General features: G+C 64.2%; 16 protein-coding genes and 2 tRNA genes. 4 read left to right on the top strand and 14 right to left on the bottom strand.

Features of this window, described 5'->3' with window-relative positions:
* Positions 1 to 66: 66 nt before the first annotated feature.
* Entirely contained in the window at positions 67 to 1767 is a 1701-nt protein-coding gene (locus tag I6A82_RS13660) for an ATP-binding protein (protein WP_198095314.1), read from the top strand.
* 27 nt (positions 1768 to 1794) lie between these two features.
* Here I6A82_RS13660 and I6A82_RS13665 read toward each other — a convergent pair whose 3' ends face one another.
* The 6 genes from I6A82_RS13665 to I6A82_RS13690 form a co-directional block, all read right to left on the bottom strand.
* Positions 1795 to 4473, bottom strand: a complete 2679-nt coding sequence (locus tag I6A82_RS13665) for a valine--tRNA ligase (protein ID WP_198095315.1) — start codon at positions 4471 to 4473, stop codon at positions 1795 to 1797.
* 179 nt (positions 4474 to 4652) lie between these two features.
* A complete protein-coding gene (locus I6A82_RS13670; protein WP_198095316.1) occupies positions 4653 to 6716 on the bottom strand; it encodes a dipeptidyl-peptidase 5 in 2064 nt (687 codons plus the stop codon).
* Positions 6717 to 6767: 51 nt separating this feature from the next.
* Positions 6768 to 7226 (bottom strand): hypothetical protein, encoded by a 459-nt coding sequence (locus I6A82_RS13675; RefSeq protein ID WP_198095317.1) that lies wholly within the window; start codon positions 7224 to 7226, stop codon positions 6768 to 6770.
* Positions 7226 to 7645, bottom strand: a complete 420-nt coding sequence (locus tag I6A82_RS13680) for a DUF2497 domain-containing protein (protein ID WP_281385125.1) — start codon at positions 7643 to 7645, stop codon at positions 7226 to 7228. Before I6A82_RS13680 ends, I6A82_RS13675 begins: the two co-directional genes overlap by 1 nt.
* Positions 7646 to 7692: 47 nt before the next feature.
* Positions 7693 to 9234: a TolC family outer membrane protein gene (locus I6A82_RS13685; protein WP_198095318.1), complete on the bottom strand. Its 1542-nt coding sequence runs from the start codon at positions 9232 to 9234 to the stop codon at positions 7693 to 7695.
* 2 nt (positions 9235 to 9236) lie between these two features.
* On the bottom strand, positions 9237 to 9908 hold the full coding sequence (locus I6A82_RS13690; protein WP_198095319.1) for a protein-L-isoaspartate O-methyltransferase family protein: 672 nt from the start codon (positions 9906 to 9908) through the stop codon (positions 9237 to 9239).
* A 205-nt stretch (positions 9909 to 10113) separates the two neighbouring features.
* Between I6A82_RS13690 and I6A82_RS13695 the strand changes: the two genes are divergently transcribed.
* A tRNA-Cys gene (locus tag I6A82_RS13695) sits at positions 10114 to 10187 on the top strand.
* Between the two features lie 134 nt (positions 10188 to 10321).
* On the opposite strand, the gene I6A82_RS13700 is transcribed toward I6A82_RS13695, so the two are convergent.
* The 5 genes from I6A82_RS13700 to infA all read right to left on the bottom strand — a co-directional run bounded on the left by I6A82_RS13700 (position 10322) and on the right by infA (position 12475).
* A tRNA-Phe gene (locus tag I6A82_RS13700) sits at positions 10322 to 10397 on the bottom strand.
* 89 nt (positions 10398 to 10486) lie between these two features.
* Complete coding sequence (locus I6A82_RS13705; protein ID WP_187334334.1) at positions 10487 to 10660, bottom strand: DNA gyrase inhibitor YacG; 174 nt, start codon at positions 10658 to 10660, stop codon at positions 10487 to 10489.
* A complete protein-coding gene (locus tag I6A82_RS13710) occupies positions 10657 to 11646 on the bottom strand; it encodes a ribonuclease E/G (RefSeq protein ID WP_198095320.1) in 990 nt (329 codons plus the stop codon). The genes I6A82_RS13705 and I6A82_RS13710 overlap by 4 nt, the downstream gene beginning before the upstream one ends.
* Positions 11639 to 12223, bottom strand: coding sequence for a Maf family protein (locus I6A82_RS13715; protein WP_198095321.1), 585 nt, complete (start codon positions 12221 to 12223; stop codon positions 11639 to 11641). The genes I6A82_RS13710 and I6A82_RS13715 overlap by 8 nt, the downstream gene beginning before the upstream one ends.
* Before the next feature lie 6 nt (positions 12224 to 12229).
* Positions 12230 to 12475 carry a translation initiation factor IF-1 gene (infA, locus tag I6A82_RS13720; protein ID WP_187334337.1) on the bottom strand — a complete coding sequence of 82 codons (246 nt, stop codon included), beginning with the start codon at positions 12473 to 12475 and terminating at the stop codon, positions 12230 to 12232.
* Positions 12476 to 12721: 246 nt separating this feature from the next.
* Between infA and I6A82_RS13725 the strand changes: the two genes are divergently transcribed.
* Positions 12722 to 15421: a TonB-dependent receptor plug domain-containing protein gene (locus I6A82_RS13725; protein ID WP_198095322.1), complete on the top strand. Its 2700-nt coding sequence runs from the start codon at positions 12722 to 12724 to the stop codon at positions 15419 to 15421.
* Between the two features lie 15 nt (positions 15422 to 15436).
* Here I6A82_RS13725 and I6A82_RS13730 read toward each other — a convergent pair whose 3' ends face one another.
* From I6A82_RS13730 to I6A82_RS13740, 3 genes are all read right to left on the bottom strand, one after another.
* Positions 15437 to 16774 (bottom strand): PQQ-dependent sugar dehydrogenase, encoded by a 1338-nt coding sequence (locus I6A82_RS13730; protein WP_332310977.1) that lies wholly within the window; start codon positions 16772 to 16774, stop codon positions 15437 to 15439.
* Entirely contained in the window at positions 16771 to 17208 is a 438-nt protein-coding gene (locus I6A82_RS13735; RefSeq protein ID WP_198095323.1) for a DUF2231 domain-containing protein, read from the bottom strand. Before I6A82_RS13735 ends, I6A82_RS13730 begins: the two co-directional genes overlap by 4 nt.
* Before the next feature lie 210 nt (positions 17209 to 17418).
* The gene (locus tag I6A82_RS13740; protein ID WP_187334340.1) at positions 17419 to 18951 is read right to left on the bottom strand and encodes a catalase; all 1533 of its coding nucleotides are present in this window, start codon (positions 18949 to 18951) and stop codon (positions 17419 to 17421) included.
* A gap of 164 nt (positions 18952 to 19115) precedes the next feature.
* Between I6A82_RS13740 and I6A82_RS13745 the strand changes: the two genes are divergently transcribed.
* Positions 19116 to 19793 carry a hypothetical protein gene (locus tag I6A82_RS13745; protein WP_198095324.1) on the top strand — a complete coding sequence of 226 codons (678 nt, stop codon included), beginning with the start codon at positions 19116 to 19118 and terminating at the stop codon, positions 19791 to 19793.
* Positions 19794 to 19873 lie beyond the last annotated feature (80 nt).

Consider the following 19873-nt stretch of genomic DNA (forward strand, 5'->3'; position numbering starts at 1 on the left):
TCTTTGTTTACGCTAACACAATATAGCGTGCCGCATATCTGGGTATTCAGGATGTGCAGGATGGACATGAGCGGTCGCAATTTCGAGAATGCTGAGCCGGTCCGTGGGCCAGTGCTCCACCCCGATGCGCCCGCCTCCACCAAGAAACCCCAAGGCGCGCGGCCGATAACCGATGTCCATATCGGCTACGTCATCGAAATCGCCGGATCGGGTTCATCGATCCTGCTGGATGGCGATATGCTGAAGAAACTTGCCAGAAACAGCGATAGCAGCATCGCGATGGCCGGCCAGGTCGGCAGCCAGGTGAAGGTTCGCGTGGGCGATAGTTGGCTGCTGGCCAGCATCCGTACGCAAAAGCTCGATCATGAAAGCGACGGCGCGATCATCGCCAAGGTCGATTTTCTCGGTGAGGGCGAAGAGGAAAAGCTCACAGGCCGCATCTACAAGTTTCGCCGCGGCGTCACCCGCTATCCCGTGCCCGGAAGCGAGGTATTTGCTGTCACCTCCGGCGATATGAAGCAGGTCTATGCCGCCGATGCACGCGCGCATATCGAGATCGGCACCGTCTTCCCCACCAGCAATATCCGCGGCGCGCTGTATGTCGACGCCATGCTGGGCAAGCATTTCGCGCTGCTTGGCTCCACCGGTACCGGCAAATCGACCGCCGCCGCACTGATCCTTCACCGCATCTGCGATTTGGCGCCGCAGGGCCATATCGTCATGGTCGATCCCCACGGCGAATATTCGGCCGCCTTCAAGGGCAATGGCAAGATCTTCGATGTGAACAATCTCGCCATGCCCTATTGGCTGATGAACTTCGAAGAGCATTGCGAGGTGTTCGTCACCACACGCGGCAATGAGCGGCAGACCGATATGGACATTCTTGCCCGCTGCCTCATCCAGGCGCGCGCGAAGAACCGTATTGCCGAGACCATCGGCAAGCTGACGGTCGACAGCCCCGTGCCCTACCTTGTGTCCGATCTGATCAATATTCTGCAGAACGAGATGGGCAAGCTCGACAAAGCGACTTCCAGCGCGCCCTATATGCGGCTGAAGTCGAAGATCGAGGAGATGAAGAACGATCCGCGCTACAACTTCATGTTCTCCGGCATGCTCGTCGGCGACACGATGGCGCAGTTCATCGCCAAGATTTTCCGCCTGCCGAGCGAAGGCAGGCCGATCTCCATCATCGACGTGTCCGGCGTGCCCTCCGACATCACCTCAACCGTGGTCGCCGTGCTCAGCCGGCTGGTGTTCGACTATGCCATCTGGTCGCGCAACGAACCGCAGCGCCCGATCCTGCTGATGTGCGAGGAAGCGCATCGCTACATCCCGTCCGACAGCAAGATGGAACATAGCGCCGTGCGTGACGTGCTCAGCCGGATCGCCAAGGAAGGCCGTAAATATGGCGTATCCCTGGGCCTGATCACGCAGCGGCCGTCGGATCTGTCCGAAGGCGTGCTGTCGCAGTGCGGCACCATCATCTCGATGCGCCTGAACAACGATCGCGATCAGGCCTTCGTGCGCGCAGCCATGCCCGAAGGATCGCGTGGGTTCCTCGATTCGATCCCGGCGTTGCGCAACCGTGAGTGCATCGTCTGCGGCGAAGGCGTCGCGATTCCGATCCGCGTCTCGCTCGACACGCTCGCCGAGGAAAAGCGCCCCGCCTCCGAAGATCCGATCTTCTCGGCTCTCTGGCAGCAGTCCGGCGGGGAAGAGGAAATGATGCCGCGCATCGTCAAGCGCTGGCGCAGCCAGGGCCGCTAAGGCCAATCCCCCGCTGGGCCTGGTTGATCAGCTGAGCCTGGCCAGCGCCGCTTCCAGCCGCTCCGCCTCGCCCGCCTTTTCGGCATGGTCCGCGCGGGCCTTTTCCACCGCTTCCGGCTTCGCCTTTTCGACGAATTGCGGATTATCCAGCCGCTTGGCGAGGGAATCGCGTTCCTTGATGGCTGCATCGCGCGCCTTGGCCAGACGCGCGCGCTCCGCATCCAGATCGATCACCCCTTCCAGCGGCAGCGCGAAGGTAGTGCCGTCCACCAGGATCTGCACCGCCGCGCCCTCCGGCTGCGCCTCGAACCGCACCGCATCGAGCCGCGCAAGCCGGTCGATTGTCGGCTGCTGCCGCTCCACCAGCGCGCGCACACGCTCGTCTGCTTCCGCGGCGTAAGCCGTCATGCGCGTGCCGGGCGGGATGCCGAGTTCGGACTTCGCGCCGCGCAGTTCGCGTACCAGCGCGATCAGCCACTCGACCTCGCGCTTCGCCTCCTCATCGACGCTCGCCTCCGGATCGCACCAGCGCGCGGTGATCAGCGGATGATCGCCCTGATCGCCCATGGCGTGCCACAGCTCTTCGGTGACGAACGGCATGAACGGGTGGAGCATGACCAGAATCTGGTCGAATGCCCAACCGGCGACGCGGCGGGTTTCGTCCGCACCGCCCGCATTGCCCGCCAGCACCGGCTTGATCAGCTCCAGATACCAGTCGCAGTAACGATCCCACACGAAATGGTAGATCGCATCCGCCGCCGCATCGAAGCGCAAGTCGGCGAGCGCACGGTCCAGCTTGGCCACTGTCTCCGCCACCTCGCCGATGATCCAGCGATTGACCGCCAGCTTCGCCTCAGGCGCGGCCACGCTGTCACTCGCGCCGATGCCGTTCGCCTGCGCGAACCGCGCTGCGTTCCACAGTTTGGTCGCGAAGTTGCGGTAACCCTCGACGCGGCCCTCATCCATCTTGATGTCGCGGCCCTGGCTCTCCATCGCCGCCATGAAGAAGCGCAGCGCATCCGCACCATATTGATCGATCAGGCCCAGCGGATCGACCGTATTGCCCTTGGACTTGGACATTTTCGAACCGTCTGCGGCGCGCACCAGCCCGTGCAGATAGAGCCGCTTCCAAGGCGGCGTGCCCATGAATTCGATCCCCTGCATCAGCATCCGCGCGTCCCAGAAGAACAGGATGTCGAAGCCGGAAATCAGGAGATCGTTGGGATAATGTTTCTGGACGAGCGGCGCGCCATCCTCGGGCCAGCCCAGCGTAGCAAAGGGCCAGAGGGCCGAGCTGAACCAGGTATCGAGCACGTCCTCGTCGCGCGTGAGTTCGGCCCCTTCGCCCGCCTGCGCCCGCGCTTCTTCCTCAGTCTCCGCGACAAAGACGTTGCCGTCGGCATCGAACCAAGCCGGAATCCGGTGCCCCCACCAGAGCTGACGGCTGACGCACCAGGGCTGGATGTTTTCCATCCAGTTGAAGAACGTCTTCTCCCAGCTTTTGGGTACCACCTCCACTTCGCCCGAACGCACCGCGTCCATCGCGGGGCCGGCGAGCTTTTCGGCATCGACATACCATTGATCGGTCAGCCAGGGTTCGATTACCACGCCGCCGCGATCGCCGAAGGGCGTCTGGATCACGCGGTCCTCGACCTCGCCGAGCAGGCCGAGTTCGTCCATCGCCGCGACGACTTTCTTGCGCGCGTCGAACCGATCCATGCCGAGATAATCGTCCGGGATCGCGCCATCGGCCACCTGCACCACGCGCGCTTCGGCATCCAGCATGTTCAGCATGTCGCCCGCGGCAATTCCCGCGCGCCGTCCGACCTCGAAATCGTTGAAGTCATGCCCCGGCGTGATCTTCACCGCGCCCGATCCCAGTTCCGGATCGGCATGCTCATCGGGCACGATGCGAATGCGCCGCCCGGTAATCGGCAGCTCGACCTCGGCCCCTGCGGCCACCAGCGAGGCATAGCGTTCGTCCTCGGGATGTACCGCCACCGCCATATCGGCGAGCATGGTTTCGGGCCGCGTCGTCGCCACCACGATATGGTCCGCGCCGGCGGCCGTTTTTGCGCCGTCCGCCAGCGGATAGCGGAAGTGCCAGAACTTGCCCTGCACCTCGCGCTGCTCGACCTCCAGATCGCTGATCGCGGTCTTCAGTGCCGGGTCCCAGTTCACCAGCCGCTTGTCCCGGTAGATCAGCCCGCGCTTGTGCAGCTCCACGAACACATGGGTCACCGCCTTGGAAAAATGCGGGTCCATCGTGAACTGCTCGCGGCTCCAGTCCATCGAACAGCCCAGGCGGCGCAGCTGGCGCGTGATCTGGCCGCCGCTATCGTCCTTCCACGCCCAGACGCGCGCGAGGAAATCCTCACGGCTGAGGTCGGTCCGTTTTTCGCCTTGCGCAGCCATATTGCGCTCCACCACCATCTGCGTGGCGATGCCGGCATGATCGGTGCCGACCACCCAGAGCGCATCCTTGCCGCGCAGCCGCTCATAACGGACCATGATGTCCTGCAGCGTGTTGTCGAGCGCATGGCCGATGTGCAGCACACCGGTAACGTTCGGCGGCGGGTTGACGATGGTGAACGGCTCGGCGTCGCCGCGCTCGGGGCGAAAAAGGCCGTTCTTTTCCCAATGCGCGTACCAGCGCGTTTCCAGCTCGGCGGGATCGAAGGTTTTGGGCAGGGTCTGGTCGGTCATGTCCGCAGCAATGGCAGCGCGCCCGCGCCATCGCAACGGTGATTAGCCGTCGAAGATCGTCGTCATTGCGAGGAGCCGCAGGCGACGCGGCAATCCAGGGCGGTTGCAGCGCGGCAGCGGTCCTGGATTGGTTGATCTACGGTCGCCTCCGGCCCCGCTTCGCTCGCAATGACGAACGCTTACTGGGCAGGCGTCCCCCGCCCCGTCCACTTGTCCAGCCAGTCGAACACGTCGCGATGCCATTGGATCGAGTTTTGCGGTTTGTTGATCCAGTGGCTTTCCTCCGGAAACACCAGCAGGCTGGACGGAATGCCCTGGCGCTGCGCAGCGGTGAAGCCCATCAGCGACTGGGTGTAGGGGATGCGGAAGTCCTTCTCGCCATGGGTGAACAGAACGGGCGTCTTCCAGTTGGTGACGAAGTTCACCGGGTTCCATTTCTCGTACAGTTCCCGCTGCGCGTAATAAGGCCCGCCGAAATCCCATTCGGGGAACCACAGCTCCTCGGTGGAATAGTAGAAGGCGCGCGTGTCAAAAATGCCGGCATGGTTGACGATGCACTTGAACTGATCGGGCCAATTGCCCTCGATCCAGTTCATCATATAGCCGCCATAGCTGGCACCCAGCGCGCAGGCATTGTCCGGCGTCACCGCACTGTCGAACTTCGCCGCGGCGGCAAGGCCCAGCTTCAGGTCCGTCAGCGGCTTGCCGCCCCAATCCTTATTGATCGAATCGGTGAAGGCCTGGCCGTATCCGGTGCTGCCGTGGAAATCGATCGTCACCACGCTCATGCCGTGGCTGGCGAAGATTTTCGGGTTCCAGCGGAAACTCCAGCTGTCGCCGAAGCTGCCCTGCGGCCCGCCATGCACCAGAAACGCGGTCGGCGTGCCCTTGGGCGCGCCTTCGGGCTTCACCACCTGCCCCCACACGGTGTCGCCGTTCGCGCCCTTGAAGCTGAACCGCTCGACCACAACCGGGTCGATCTCGGCGAACAGATCGGCGTTCACCGCCGTCAGCTGCCGTTCGTTGCCGCCGGGCAGCATACGATACAGGTCGTTCGGCGCCTGAATCGAGTTCTTGGTGTAGAGCATCGATCCATCGGCCATCGGGATCACATCGCCCACATTGCCGCGCTGCGTAAGGCGGCTGACCGTGCCGTCCAGCGCGATCATATAGGCCGGATGGTCCAGCGTATCGCCCGCGGTGACGATCAGGTGACTGCTGTCCGGCGCCCAGGCGATGGAGCCCACCGAGCGGTCCCACCCCTGCGTGAGTGCCTGCGTTTCGCCGCTCGCCAGATCGCGCAGCATCAGCACCAGCCGGTCGCTCTCATAGCCAGGTCGCGCCATCGCGGCATAAGCGAGGTAGCGCCCGTCCGGCGAGGGCGTGGGCATGGTATCGGTGGCCTGATTGGCGTCCGTCAGATTGTCGAGCCGACTGCCGTCCGCCGCCGCAGCGTAGATATCCAGATCGGTCGAGCGCGGCTCCATCGCGTTCGCCTCGCGAAGCGTGTAGAACAGCGTGTCGCCGTCGGCGCTCCAGTTCAACTCCTCGCCGCCGCCAAACGGATCGCTGGGCGCGTTGCCGGTGATCGAGCCGTCGAGCGGGGTGCCGAGGCCTGCAATCTTCCCGTTCGCCACGTCGAAGGCGAAGATGCGGTTGTACACACCGGGCTCGCGCCAGCTGGTCCAGTGCCGCACGAAATACTCGTCATATTCGCGGCCCGTCGCCTTGGCTTCCTCCGGCGAGACGGTGGGTGCCGGGCAACCGAATTCGGCGCAATCGCGTGGGATCGCGCTCCACACCGCCACGCGGTTGCCGGTCGGGGCCAGCTTGAATCCGGCCACTCCGATGGAAAAGTCACTCGTCTGCACCGGGGTGCCGCCGGGCATGGTCATGCGCCAGAGCTGATCACTGCCCGACTTGTCACTGATGAACCAGAGCGATCCGTCCGGCGCGAAGGCGGGCGAGCTTTCCGAGGCGCCCTCCATATCCGCAATCAGCACCGGCTGCGATTCCGGGCGGGTCAGATCGAGCATGTAGAGCTGAGTCGAGCGGCTATTTTCCGCGATGTCGGTGCCGGTCACCTGATAAACCGCCATCGTACCGTCCGGACTGACCGCAGGCGCGCCGAGGCGTTTCATTTCGTTAAGATCGATCGCGGTCATCGACCGGGCGGCAGCGGGGGACGGTGCGGCGGCGATCGCGATCGCGGCGGCAGCGGCGGACAGAAGAAGCGTTTTCATGGGGGCCCACGCTAAGCCGGGCCAGGCAGGCGGGCAAGCCGGTTCGAACGCTCAGGCGGCAAGTGCCGCCGGTCTTCGATTCTCATCGTCATTGGCGGCAAGTTTTGGCGGCGTGCGGAACTGCCTGCGCTTCGCTCTTGCCTTTGCGCGCCGCGCCGGACGGATCGCACCGATCCATGCGCGCATCATGCCGCGCGACCGCACCGACCATGCCAGGAGGCCAGCCATCGCCAGATCGGCGGTGGTGGCGATATCGAAGGCGGCGATCCAGCCCATCAATTCGGGCGTCGCCAGTCCCAACAGCCGCAGCCCCTCACCCGACTCGGCGTAGATGAGCAGCCCCGCCACGATTACCGATGCCAATGTTACAAGCACTTGGCCACGAGAGACGCGGTTGAGCGCATCGGCGGGCTGGCGCACCAACCAGCGATTTAGAAAGCGCGCCAACGCGGTATCGGGCGCAGCCTTGAGGATGAGGAATACGCCGAAAAGGACGGCGACCAGGGTCATCAGCCTTTACGGGTAATCCGCTGGATTTCCTTGCGCACCATGGATTCGACCAGCGGCGGCAGGTTCTGGTTGAGCCATTCTTTCAGCATGGGCCGCAGCATTTCGCGCAGCAGCTGCTCGATGGACGTTTCGCCGGAGCGCACGATTTTCGGCTTCGCGCTGGGCTCCGCCAACGTCGCCAGCGCGCTGAGAGACGCGCTAAGCGCTTCCGCATTCGCTGTATCGAGCAGATCGTCGTCGCCCGCTTCGTCACGATCGAAATCCTCGACGCTGTCGCCTTCAGTCAGCTCAAGCACCGAGTCGTTGGACGTTGGCGCCGCGGATGATGAGCGCGCGGCGCTTTCGCGGCGATTGTCTTCGGCGATGATGCGTTTGATCGAGGAGAGAATTTCTTCCATCGAAGGTTCGTGCTCGCTCACGCCTTATCCCCTGTCGGCCAGGCCCCGCCCCCGGAGACCATCGGCCCTCAATCGATCGGCTGGCGCGGCCCATAAAGGTTACGCGCGGCTGCTTCCGGCCCGATCGTTTCCGGAAGCGGTTCTATTGGAGCCGCCTGGGGCTCGGTGTCAACGGTGCGCGTGGCAGACGGCACCGGATCGGGGCGCGACGTCCAGTCGCTGCGCCGTCCGCGCACATCCTCATAATAATCGAGCGGATCGTAGAAGATGCCGCCGTCGAGGCCGAGGTCCGCCGCCTCCGCGCGCCCCATCGCGGCCAGCAGCGAGAAGCCGGCGACATAGGCGTTGCGCCGCGCCGCGACGAGCTGAACCTGCGCGTTCAGAAGCTCCTGCTCGGCATTCAGGATATCGAGGATGGTGCGGTTTCCCACGCTGTTTTCCGCGCGCACACCTTCCAACGCGAGCTGGTTCGATTCGACCGCGATCTGGCTAGCCTGGATGACCTCCTGCGAGGCGCGCCAGCTGGCATAGGAAGCACGGACCTGCGCGATCACCGATCGCTCGACCTCGATCTCCTGCTCTTCGGCCTGCCCCAGCAGTGCTTGTGCGCGCCGCACCTGCGCGGGCACCCGCCCGCCCTGATAAAGCGGAAGGTTGGCGCGCACGCCGACGGCGAGATTCTGCTGCGAATTGGGGATGGCAGGGATCGTGATATTCGGCTGGCCCGGATTTTGCGGACCGATCGGGGTGAAATCGGGTGTGATCACCGATCCCAGGAAATTGGCGTAGGAGCCTTGCGTAAAGGCGGACACCCGCGGCAACCGCCCGGCTTGCGCCACGCGCACATCATAGGCAGCGGCCTTGCGCCGTTCATGGGCGGCAATCAGATCGGGATTGGAATCGAGCGCAATATCGACGGCGGCGCTCGCCGTTTCCGGCAGGTTCGGCAGCGGCGGCGGCGGCTCCAGCGCGTCGGGCGCTTCGCCCACGAGCTGGATGTAATTTTCCTTTGACTGGATCAGGTTGGACCGCGCGGTCTCCAGATCGCTCGTCGCGATGGCAAGGCGCGCCTCGGCCTGCGCCACGTCGGTGCGGGTGAGATCGCCGATCTGGAACCGATCGCTTGTCGCCTCCCGGTTTACCGTCAGCACGCCGACATTGGCGCGGTTCAGCCGCACGATCGCCTCGTCGCGAATCACGTTCATATAGGCCGCGACGATCTGACTGAAGATGCTGCTCTCGGTCCCGCGCAGTGTGGCGCGGCCCGCCTCCACGCGCTTGTCCGCGGCTTTCACGCCATATTTCACCGCGCCGCCGGAATAGACCGGTACGCTGAGATCGATCGCCGCCACCGCCTGTCGGTTGGAGAACGGGTTCGAATTGTCGACACTCTCCTGATAGGTGCCCTGCCCGCCGAGCTGCGGGCGGCCGTCCGCCTTCGTGATCGGCACGGTCTCGTCGGTCGCGCGCAGCTGGGCGCGCTGCCCGGTGATCGTCGGATTGTTCAGATAGGCCTGGGCCAGCGCCTCGCGCAGCGTGTCGGCCGCTGCAGGCGCAGCAAGCAGCGTCGCGGCGGAGGCGGCGAGGAGCAGTCGGCTGCGCTTGCGCATGATTAGAACCGGAACGCTTTCGCGCGCTCGAAGCCGGGCAGCACCGGCACTTCGCTATCCTCGAACGCCACCGGACTTACCACGCCGCCACGCTTGCGCGCGATGGCGAGGCGCGTCAGGCCCTTATCGGCGATGCCGCAGACCAGCCGCCCGCCTTCGGCCAGCTGATCGGCAATCGCATCGGGCACGGTCTCGACCGCGCCGTCTATAAGGATGAGATCATAAGGGGCGCCGTCAGGATGCCCCTGCGTCAGGTCACCCTCGACCAGCTGGATCAGGCTCGCGTCATCGAAATTTCCGCCCTCCAGGCGTGGGCGCGCGATGGCGGCTAGTTCTGCGTCTGATTCCAGCGCGGTAACGGGGCCCGCCAGCCGCGCCAGAACCGCGGCGGAATAGCCGGTGCCCGCCCCTACGATCAGCGCGATGTCGCTACGCTGTGGTTCGGCAACCACCAGCATGCGGCCAAGCGCGACGGGCGGTGCCAGATAACGATCATTGCCCAGCGGCACGGAGCGATCGGCATAAGCCACCGAGGCCCGAACCTCCGGAACGAACTCCTCGCGCGGCACGCTAGCCATCGCACGGATCACATCGCGGTCGTTGACGCCTGATGGGCGCAACTGGCTGTCCACCATCGCGTCGCGCATCGCCTGAAAACTCTTATCGTTGGTCATGATCCGAAGCCCTACAACAGCTGTGTTAGTATTGCAATACAGCTAATCCCTGTTTTGTCATAACGAGGGGTCCGGGCAGCGCCAAGCCGCTTTTGGACGAACGTACGCCGCGCGGGGGCAAACGCCGCGGGAGGCTATCGCGTGCCGCAGCAGCGCTTGACAAGCACGCGCCATTTCCACAATGGCGGGCGCTCGCAAGCTCCGAGGCCCGATGGCGGAGTGGTTACGCAGAGGACTGCAAATCCTTGCACGCCGGTTCGATTCCGGCTCGGGCCTCCACTTTCCGGCACTGCGCCGACTTCCCAAACATTCCGAATAGACCGGCTGCTTCGAAGAGGCGGCTGACATGCGTGCGTTCGCGCCCCGCGCGAATCTCGCTGCGGACGCGGACCTGCTGATTTACTGGAGAATTATGGTGCCCGGGGGCGGGATCGAACCACCGACACTACGATTTTCAGTCGTATGCTCTACCAACTGAGCTACCCGGGCATATCCGTTCGAACTCGGCGGGCGCGGGGCCGGCCGGCGAGCGGGAGATGGGCCTATAGGCGTGGGTACCGGGGCTTGTCCAGCCCCGATTAAACCTCTTCTTCTCCTGCGCGCAGGCTTTCCGGCGGAACGGCCGGGCCCGGGATGCGATAGCCGTCGCCAAGCCAGTTCAGAAGATCGCGATCCTTGCAGCCGCGCCCGCAGAAAGGCGCGTGATCCGGGTCAACGGGCTTACCGCAATTGGGACATTTGGGTTCGCTCATGTTTCCACCTCGTTCACCGCCTCGCCTTGCCACAGGCCGCGGGCGGGATCGCTTTCCATCACCACCGGGCGGCCGATGCGCTGCGCCAGTTCCTCCACCAGATGGAAACGCCGCTCGAGCCGATCGATGACCGCGGGAGCGGCCGACAGCATCAATTGCCCGCGCCCACCGGATCGCTCACCGATGCGCAGCAGCGCCAGCGCTGCGGAAGCGACGTCATTGCCCTGAAGCTCTTCGACCACGGAAGGGCGCACCCGGCGGCGCACGATCTGGAGCAGGCCAAAGCCGTTCACCGCCGTCCGTTCGCAGTCGAACGCGGCGGCCTCGTCAAACAGTTCGACGCTGCGGGCACGGTCCGCCTTGGCCGGGAGCGTTGGAAAATCCACCGCGATGCTGCCCTGCAGATCGAACAGGCGAATCGCGCGGGCCACCTCAGGCGCTGCGGCAAAGGCAAGCTCACGCGGGGAGAGATCGCCATCGATATCGATCGCGATGAAGGCGGAGGTGCTTTCGATTCGAAGCGATCCGCCGGCAAAAGGAACGAGCCCCTGACGCGCCTGCTCGAACAGATCGTGCCAGCCATGATCGTCCAGCGTCTCGGCCCCCGCAGCGCGCACGACGCGCACCGCATGATCGCCCATGATGCGTTCACGCAATGTCGGGCCGTCGCGACGCGGCTCTTCCGTCGGGCGTACGAGGCCGAGCTTCAGCCTTCCCCGTTCACGCATCAATTCGCGCGTCACCTCGACCCGCAGCCGCTGCCCCTCGCTTGCGCCTTTGGGCAGCGGGGCGAGCAGCATCTGCTGGCCGCATTCCATTTCGACAAGACCGCGTGCGCCCAGTTTCTTCACCAGCTTGGCATGATCGCGCACCGTACCGGCCCGCGCGGGGCTTGGGCGTTCGATCCGCATCTCGACCGGACGCCCCCCTTCCAGCATCAGCGCGCGCGCTTCCCCGATCCCGTCTTCATAAAGCCACTCAGCCAAGGGGATACCCTCCCTGCTTCAGCAGCAACCGCGTCTCATAGAGCGGCAGACCCATGATGGCCGAATGGCTGCCCGACATCCATGTTATCAACGATTCGGCGCGGCCCTGAATGGCATAGCCGCCGGCCTTCCCGATCCCCTCCCCGCTTTCCACATAAGCGGCGATTTCGTCGGCATGGAGCGGCTTGAACTTGACGATATTTTCCGAAACCTTGGTGCGCTGCGTGCCGTCCGGCGCGATCACGCTGACCGCGCTGTAGACGCGGTGGCGGCGGCCCGAGAGCAGCTCCAAGAAGCGCCGGTTCATCGCCTCATCTTCGGCCTGCTGCAGAATGCGCCGTCCGGGCGCCACGGCGGTATCGCCGGCCAGCACCATTTCGCCATCGGAGCGCGCGACGGCGCGGGCCTTTTCCTCGGCCATGCGCAGCGCATAGACGCGCGACAGCTCGCCCTTCAGCGGCGTCTCATCGATATCGGGGGAGGCGATCCTGTCCGGCGTCACGCCCAGACGCCCCAGCAATTCGCGGCGGCGCGGGCTGGAGCTGGCGAGGATCAGCGTGGGCGCTGTTTCACCCACCGGAACTTATCGCGGTGCCGGGCCGCCGCGTCCCGGCATGAAGCGATAGGTGATGCGCGCCTTGGTGAGATCGTACGGGGTCATCTCGCACAGCACCTCGTCCCCCACCAGCACGCGGATGCGGTTCTTGCGCATCTTGCCGGCGGTGTGGCCGAGCACTTCGTGGCCGTTCTCCAGCTCCACGCGGAACATCGCGTTGGGAAGGAGTTCACGGACCACGCCGCGCATTTCGAGAAGTTCTTCTTTCGCCATTCTTGTCCTGATCGCTTGCGGCCCCGCTTGGCGGCGCCGTCGGTTTCGCTCGCCCCCCTAGCCGCCTTGGGAACAAAAGGGAAGCGGGCCACTATTCGATGAACATGGGATGAGAAGCCACCAGCGACAATTGGTTACAGAATATCGCGCGACTTTTCGATCATTGCCGGGTTAAGCCATGGGCCAACGGGGCAGATGATAACAGGCGGGCCATCCCCGCCCCACGCCAGCAGAGTTCTCCCGATCATGACGCAAGCCGCACCCTCTAGCCTGCCCAAAGGGTTCCTTATCTGCTCGGCGGCGCCGATCGCGCTGCTGATGGCAGCGCCCCTTGCCGCGCAGGAGCAGGACGAGGCCGTGCCCGCCCAGGGCGAGCAGCAAGAAAGCGGGGATGAGCAGGACACCCCCGATCAAAGCGTCTATAGCGGCGGGGATATTGTGGTGCGCGCCACGCGGCTGCGCGGCGAGGTGGATACCGACATCCCCGTGCTGGACGAGATCGGTGCGGAGGAAATCGCAGGCTATGGCGCGTCCTCGATCGGCGATCTGATCGATCTTCTGGGCCCGCAAACCGGATCGGCGCGCGGGCGCGGCGGCGGGCGGCCGGTGATCCTCCTGAACGGACGGCGCATCTCCAGCTTCCGCGAACTGCGCGATCTTCCGCCCGAGGCGATCGAGCGGGTGCAGGTGTTCCCCGAAGAGCTGGCGCTGCAATATGGCTATCGCCCCGATCAGCGCGTCATCAACATGATCCTGGTCGATAATTTCAAATCCGTGACGGCGGAGCTGAAATATGGCCAGCCTTCGCAAGGCGGGCGCGCGAAATGGGAGACGCAGGGCGGCCTCACCCGCATCGGCGACGATTTCCGGTTCAACATCAACGGCGAATATACGAGCCAGTCCTCGCTGACCGAGGCGGAGCGCGGCATTGCGCGCGCGGCCACCAATATCGTGGTGCCGGACGGCGTTGATCTTGGCCGCTTCCGCACCCTGCTGCCGCAAAGCGACCAGTTCTCACTGAACGGCAGCTACAGCAAAAGCCTGACCGAAAAGATCCAGCTCTCGCTCAACGCCGCTTACGAGCTGACCGATTCCAATTCGCTCAACGGCCTTGGCACGGTGGATTTGTTCGTGCCGGGCACCAGCCCCTTTTCGCAGACCGGGCAGGACGCCGTCCTAACGCGCGCCTTTACCGATCCCCGCCCCCTCGCCGGATACTCGACCGTGCAGACCCGGTCGGCCAGCGCGGGGCTCAACAGCGATTCTTCAGGCTTCCGCTGGTCGGTGAACGGCAATTATTCGGAAAATCAGACCGACATCACCACCAACCGCGCGCTGGACAGCGCAGCGCTGGAGGCCATGGTGGCCGCCGGCGCCGTCGATCCCTTCGGCGCGGACATCGGGCGCGGCCTGTCCTTCGCCTATCCCGATCGCAGCACCAGCCTGTCGAGCACCGCTTCGCTGATTGCCGAGGGATCGCGCGAGCTGTTCGCTCTGCCCGCCGGCGGGGTGCAGCTGAGCCTCAACGGCGGCTACACGCGCGAAGATATCCGGGGAACCGCCCTGCGATCGGGCGAGGCGTTCGCCACCGATCTCGGTCGCGGCACGGCCAGCGTAGGGGGCAATGTCTCGCTGCCCGTCAGCAGCCGGCGCGAAGGCGTGTGGGACGCGATCGGCGATCTCACACTGAACGCCAATGCGGGTTACAAGCACCTCACCGATTTTGGGAGTATCACTAGCTACGGCGGCGGCTTCAACTGGTCCCCGGCCGAGCGGCTGAGCATCCTGTTCAGCTATATCGGCGAGGAAAGCGCGCCGGGCATTTCCGATCTGGGCGCGCCGATCATCGTCACGCCCAATGTGCCGATATTCGATTTCACCACCGGCCAGTCCGTGCTGATCGACCGGACGACGGGCGGCAACCCGCTGCTGCTCGCCGAACGCCGCAATGACATCAAGTTCAACATCGGTTGGGAGCCGCCCTTCCTCGACGATTTCCGGATTGAGGCGGAGTATAACCGCAACCGCTCTCGCAACGTCACCAACGCCTTTCCGCTGCTTACCCCCGCCATCGAAGGCGCATTCCCGGACCGCGTGACGCGCGGGCCGGACGGCACGCTGCTGGCGCTCGATGCCCGCCCCGTCACCTTCAGCGAAGTGAATGCCGAGCGTATCCGCTGGGGCCTCAACTATCGCGGCGAATTCGGCGGCAACAAGGATGAAGGCGAAGGACGGCGCGGCATGCCCGGCGGCGATCGGCCAGCGCCCCCGCAGCGCGAGGCACAACAAGGAAGCACGCAGACCGGCGAACAAAATGGACGCGCCGAAGGACAGTCCGAGGGCAAACCGGCAAACGGCGAAAAGGCGGAGGGCGAAGGCAGCGAGAAACAGGCCGAGCGGCCCCAGCAGCGGCAGCAGCGGGGCGGCGGGCGCCGCGGCGGCGGCATGTTCGGCCGCGGCAATGACGGCAAGGCGCGCTGGAACGTCTCGCTATACCACACCTATACGCTGCAGGACGAAGTCGTGATCCGGCCCGAACTGCCGACGCTCGACCTTCTGGACGGAGACGCGATCGGCGCCAGCGGCAGCCCGCGTCACAAAGTAGAGCTGCAGGGCGGCATCTTCTACAAGGGCATGGGCATGTTCCTGCGCGGCAACTACGCCTCTGCCACCCGCGTCAACGGCGATCCGCTGACCGGCTCGAGCGATCTGTTCTTCGGCGATCTCGCCACTTTCGATCTGCGGCTGTTCGCCAATCTGGAGCAGGTGCTGAAGAAGAAGGAGGGCTTCTTCAAGGGTACGCGCGTTTCCTTGCGCGTCGATAATCTGTTCGGCGGCATCCAGAATGTGCGCGACGCGGACGGCAACACCCCGCTGCGTTACCAGCCCGGCTTCGTCGATCCCGTGGGCCGCTTTATCGAGATCAATTTCCGCAAGCAGTTCTGATCGGCGCAAACGCGCTCAGGAAGGCCGAGCGCCCTTTGCCACCGCCTCTGCACGAGCCGCCGCCTTTGGCGCCACCCGCCACACGGTGTTCGATACATCATCCGCCACGTACAGCGCGCGCCTCGTTGGATCGAACGCAACGCCGACCGGGCGGCCGCGCGCATGATCGCCCTTCAGGAAACCACCCACCAGATCGATTGGCTTGCCCGAAGGGCGGCCACCACGAAACGGCACGAACACAACCTTGTAGCCCGAGGGGTCGCGGCGGTTCCAGCTTCCATGCTCGCCGACGAACGCACCTTCGCTCATCGCGCCGCCGAACCCTCCTTGCTTCGCGAAATCCAGCCCCAGCGCGGCGACGTGGGAGCCCAGCGCATAATCGGGCGCAATCGCCTTGCGAACGAGGTCGGGCCGCTGCGGCTGAATGCGCGGATCCACATGCTGGCCGTAATAGCTGTACGGCCAGCCATAGAACGCGCCGTCCTTCACCGAGGTGAGATAGTCGGGCACCAGCTGCGGCCCCAACTCATCCCTCTCGTTCGCGACCGTCCACAGCTGGTTCGTCGCCGGATTGATGGCGAGCGCCGTCGGGTTGCGAACGCCCGAAGCATAAATGCGGCTGGCACCCGTGGCCCGGTCGATCTCCCAGATCACCGCGCGGTCTTCTTCCACATCCATACCACGCTCGCCGACATTGCTGTTGGAACCGATGCCGACATAGAGCTTGGAGCCGTCGGGACTCGCGGTCATGGACTTTGTCCAGTGATGGTTGATCCGCGACGGCAACTTCGTCAGCTCGCGCCCCGGCCCGGCGACGCTCGTGGCGCCTTCGGTGTAGGGAAAGCTCACCACATTGCCCTGATTGGCGACGTAAAGCGTGCCGTCCACCAGTGCCATGCCATAGGGCGCATCGAGCCCGCTGATGAAGGTGGTCTGCAGATCGGTCTTTCCGTCACCATCGGCATCGCGCAGCAGCGTGATGCGGTTACCGCCCTTTACGGAGCTGGTTCCCTGCTTCTTGATGATCCCGGCGATCACGTCCTTCGGTCGCACCGGCGAAGCATGGCCTCCGCGCCCTTCGGCGACGAGGATGTCTCCATTGGGCAGCACCAGCATCTGGCGCGGAATCTTGAGGTCTTTGGCGATCGGCGCGATGGTGAAGCCATCGGGTACCGTCGGCAGTTCGCCGTCCCACCCTGCGGGCGTGGGAATGGTCATCGCCGGGATCAGCGCATCATTCTGGGCGGGCAGCTGCGGCTGCTCCCCCATCTGATCGAGCGAAGGATTGCTGTCCTTCTGACAGGCGGCAAGCGCCAGAACGAGGGTGAGCGAAAAAGCGGCCTGGCGGATCACGAGCGGACCTCCTTGTGCACATATCCTGAAAAAGCGATCCACGCGGCGGCAAGCGCGAACAGGGTGGACAGCGCAGACAGCGTCACGCCCAGCGTCCCGACCGAATCCCAGCCATCGCGCGCATGCTGGAATGCGTTGACCAGGCCCGTTACGAACATCAGCGCCACCAGCGCCAGATAGATAAGACCGCGTCCGCGCGCCTTGCTGGTGCGGCCGACGAACAGCCCAATCAACGCCCATGCAAGCACCAGGCCGGCGAACACATCCGCCCCCGCGATCAGCCAGGAGGAGAAGTTGGTCCACTGGACGACGGCAGTGTTGAGATAGGTAATGTCCGACAGCAGTGCCGAGCTATACAGCGCCAGCGGAAAGGCCAGCAACATGGCGTGTAGAGGATGAATGAAAGATCGGGCGTCGTGCATGGTCCTGGCCATGGCAATGTTCTCCTAGATCATGGGCTTCGCGCGCTACCAATTGGTTTGCCCCGGACAGCACGATCGGTGTGATGATCCAAACCAACGGTGGACGGAAAAGTGCCGCGGGTGACCAAATCGGAAATAGGACGAAAGTTGACAGGCAGCCCGTAAAGAAAAGGCCCCGCATCGCTGCGGGGCCTTTCGTGATCTACAAACCGGAAGCGGGCCTTATTCGGCGGGTTCCATTTCCGGCGTCGTCGCCTTCGCGGAGGCCATGCCGGGCTCCTCCGACGTGCCGCCGATCATGTCGCGCACCGATTTCTCGATCCGCTCTCCGATCTTCGCATCGACATTGCGCCAATATTCGAAGGCGCGAGTGAGCACCTTTTCGCTGACGCCGTCGGCCAGATGGCCCGAGACGTTGGAGACGAAGCGATCGCGCTGGGCATCGTCCATCACGTCATTGATCAGCGCGGCGGCCTGGCTCCAGTCGTCGTCATCCTCTCGCAGCGTATAGGCCTGACGCACCATATCGCCATCGGCATACCAGGTCGCCTCGCCGCCCACTTCGGGCTGCGCGGCGGGGCCGCCATAGCTGTTCGGCGCATAGACCGGATCAACCGCGTTCTCGACGCGCATATGCCCGGCACGCGAATAGCTATGCACTTCCGTCTTCGGCTTGTTGACGGGGATCTGCTTATAGTTGACGCCCAGGCGCGCACGGTGCGCATCCGAATAGGAGAAGCCCCGGGCCAGCAGCATCTTGTCCGGCGACAGGCCGATGCCTGGCACCATATTGTTCGGCTCAAACGCCAGCTGCTCGATCTGCGTATCCCAGTCGACCGGGTTTTCGTTCAGCGTCAGCTTGCCGACCTCGATCAGCGGGTAATCCGAATGCGGCCAGGTCTTGGTCAGGTCGAACGGATTGATGCGATAGGTTTTCGCATCCTCGAACGGCATGATCTGGAACTTCAGCGTCCAGCTCGGCCCATTCCCCTCGGCAATCGCGTTGAACAGATCGCGGCGGTGATAGTCGCTGTCCTTGCCCGCCATCTCGACGGCCTCATCCTGCGTGAAATGCGCGTTGCCGCCTTCATCGCCCACATTGGTGTGGAAGTGCCACTTCACCCAGAACTTCTCGCCGTCTTCATTGATCAGCATATAGGTGTGGCTGGAATATCCGTTCATCTCGCGCCAGTTCTTCGGCACGCCGCGATCACCCATCAGATAGGTCACCTGATGCGCGCTTTCCGGGCTCAGCGTCCAGAAGTCCCACATCATGTCGTGATCGCGCAGGCCGTTGTCCGCCCGGCGCTTCTGCGAGCGGATGAAATGCTGGAACTTCAGCGGATCGCGGATGAAGAAGATCGGCGTGTTGTTGCCGACCATGTCGAAATTGCCGTCATCGGTGTAGAACTTCACCGAAAATCCGCGCGGATCGCGCCAGGTGTCGGGGCTGCCCCGCTCGCCCGCCACGGTAGAGAAGCGCATGGCCGTTTCGGTCTTCGCACCTGGCTGCAAAAACTTGGCCTTGGTGTATTTCGAAACGTCGTTGGTGACTTCGAAATGGCCGAACGCGCCCGAGCCCTTGGCATGCGGCTGCCGCTCGGCAATCCGCTCGCGGTTGAAGTTCGCCATTTGCTCGATCAGGTAATGATCGTTGAGGACGATCGGGCCGTCCGGTCCCAGCGTCAGAGAATGCTCGTCGCTCTGTACGGGAATGCCGGCGTCGGTGGTGGTGGGGGGAACCTTGTTGGCCATGGCGCGGTCGCCTTTCTTACATATGTAGGGGTCTTTCTGCATACGTTTCGGCGACCGTTTCGGTTCCTCGAAAAGCTGCGGAAAACGGGCGCGTTTCGCATTGCTCCGCCGCCCCGGGCCAAGCCGATTGCGCGGGCGGGCGCGGTCTGCCACATTATCGATCGATGAGTTCTACGCTTTCCAAGATCGTCATGGTCATCGCGATCGCTTGCCTCGGCAATTACGGGCGCGAATGGGCGCGGCTGATGCTGGCGGAATTTCGCATCGCCACAGAAGAGGGTCGCCCGCTCTCCTTCGCTTTCCAATGCCTGTGGCGCGCGCTTCGCGAAATGCCCAAGCATCAGGAAGGACGGCTTGCGCTGGGCCGTTACGGCGTGGCGCTGTTCCTGATGTTGCCGATCGCGGCGATCCTCACCGCCGGGGCGATCGGCGGATATCCGTTCATCAACCTGCCAGGCCTGCATCCGCACGCGGCGAGCGAATGGGCGCCGGGCGGGGTGAACGAAGGCAACCGCTTCGCGATGCAGACGCTTACCACCATGTTCGCCATTCTGGCAGTGCGCATGCTGATGGTGGCATGGCTCGTTACGGAGCGGAACTGGTCCCGGATCGGCAATCTGCAGCGCCTCGCCGCGGCGATCATCACAACGATCGCGATCTTTACCAGCGTGTTGATGCGCGAAGCGTTAAGCGCCGCTCTGCCCGCGCTGCTGCTGGGCCTGGAATTCGCAGCGGTCGCAACGCTCGCCCGCTGGCACGCCGCTACAGGCGGCAGGGCGCAAGATGCGGAGGAGGAACGGGAACCGGCCTACGAACAGGCGCGCGCGTTCATTTCCGGCTGAGCGAAGCGCGTGAGGCTCCAAGAGTGATCCGCTGATCTACAAAAGCGGGCCCCATCGGCGATCCGGCCAACCAGCCCCCT

It is taken from the genome of Novosphingopyxis sp. YJ-S2-01, from assembly GCF_016093175.1.
Taxonomy (GTDB): Bacteria; Pseudomonadota; Alphaproteobacteria; order Sphingomonadales; family Sphingomonadaceae; genus Novosphingopyxis; species Novosphingopyxis iocasae.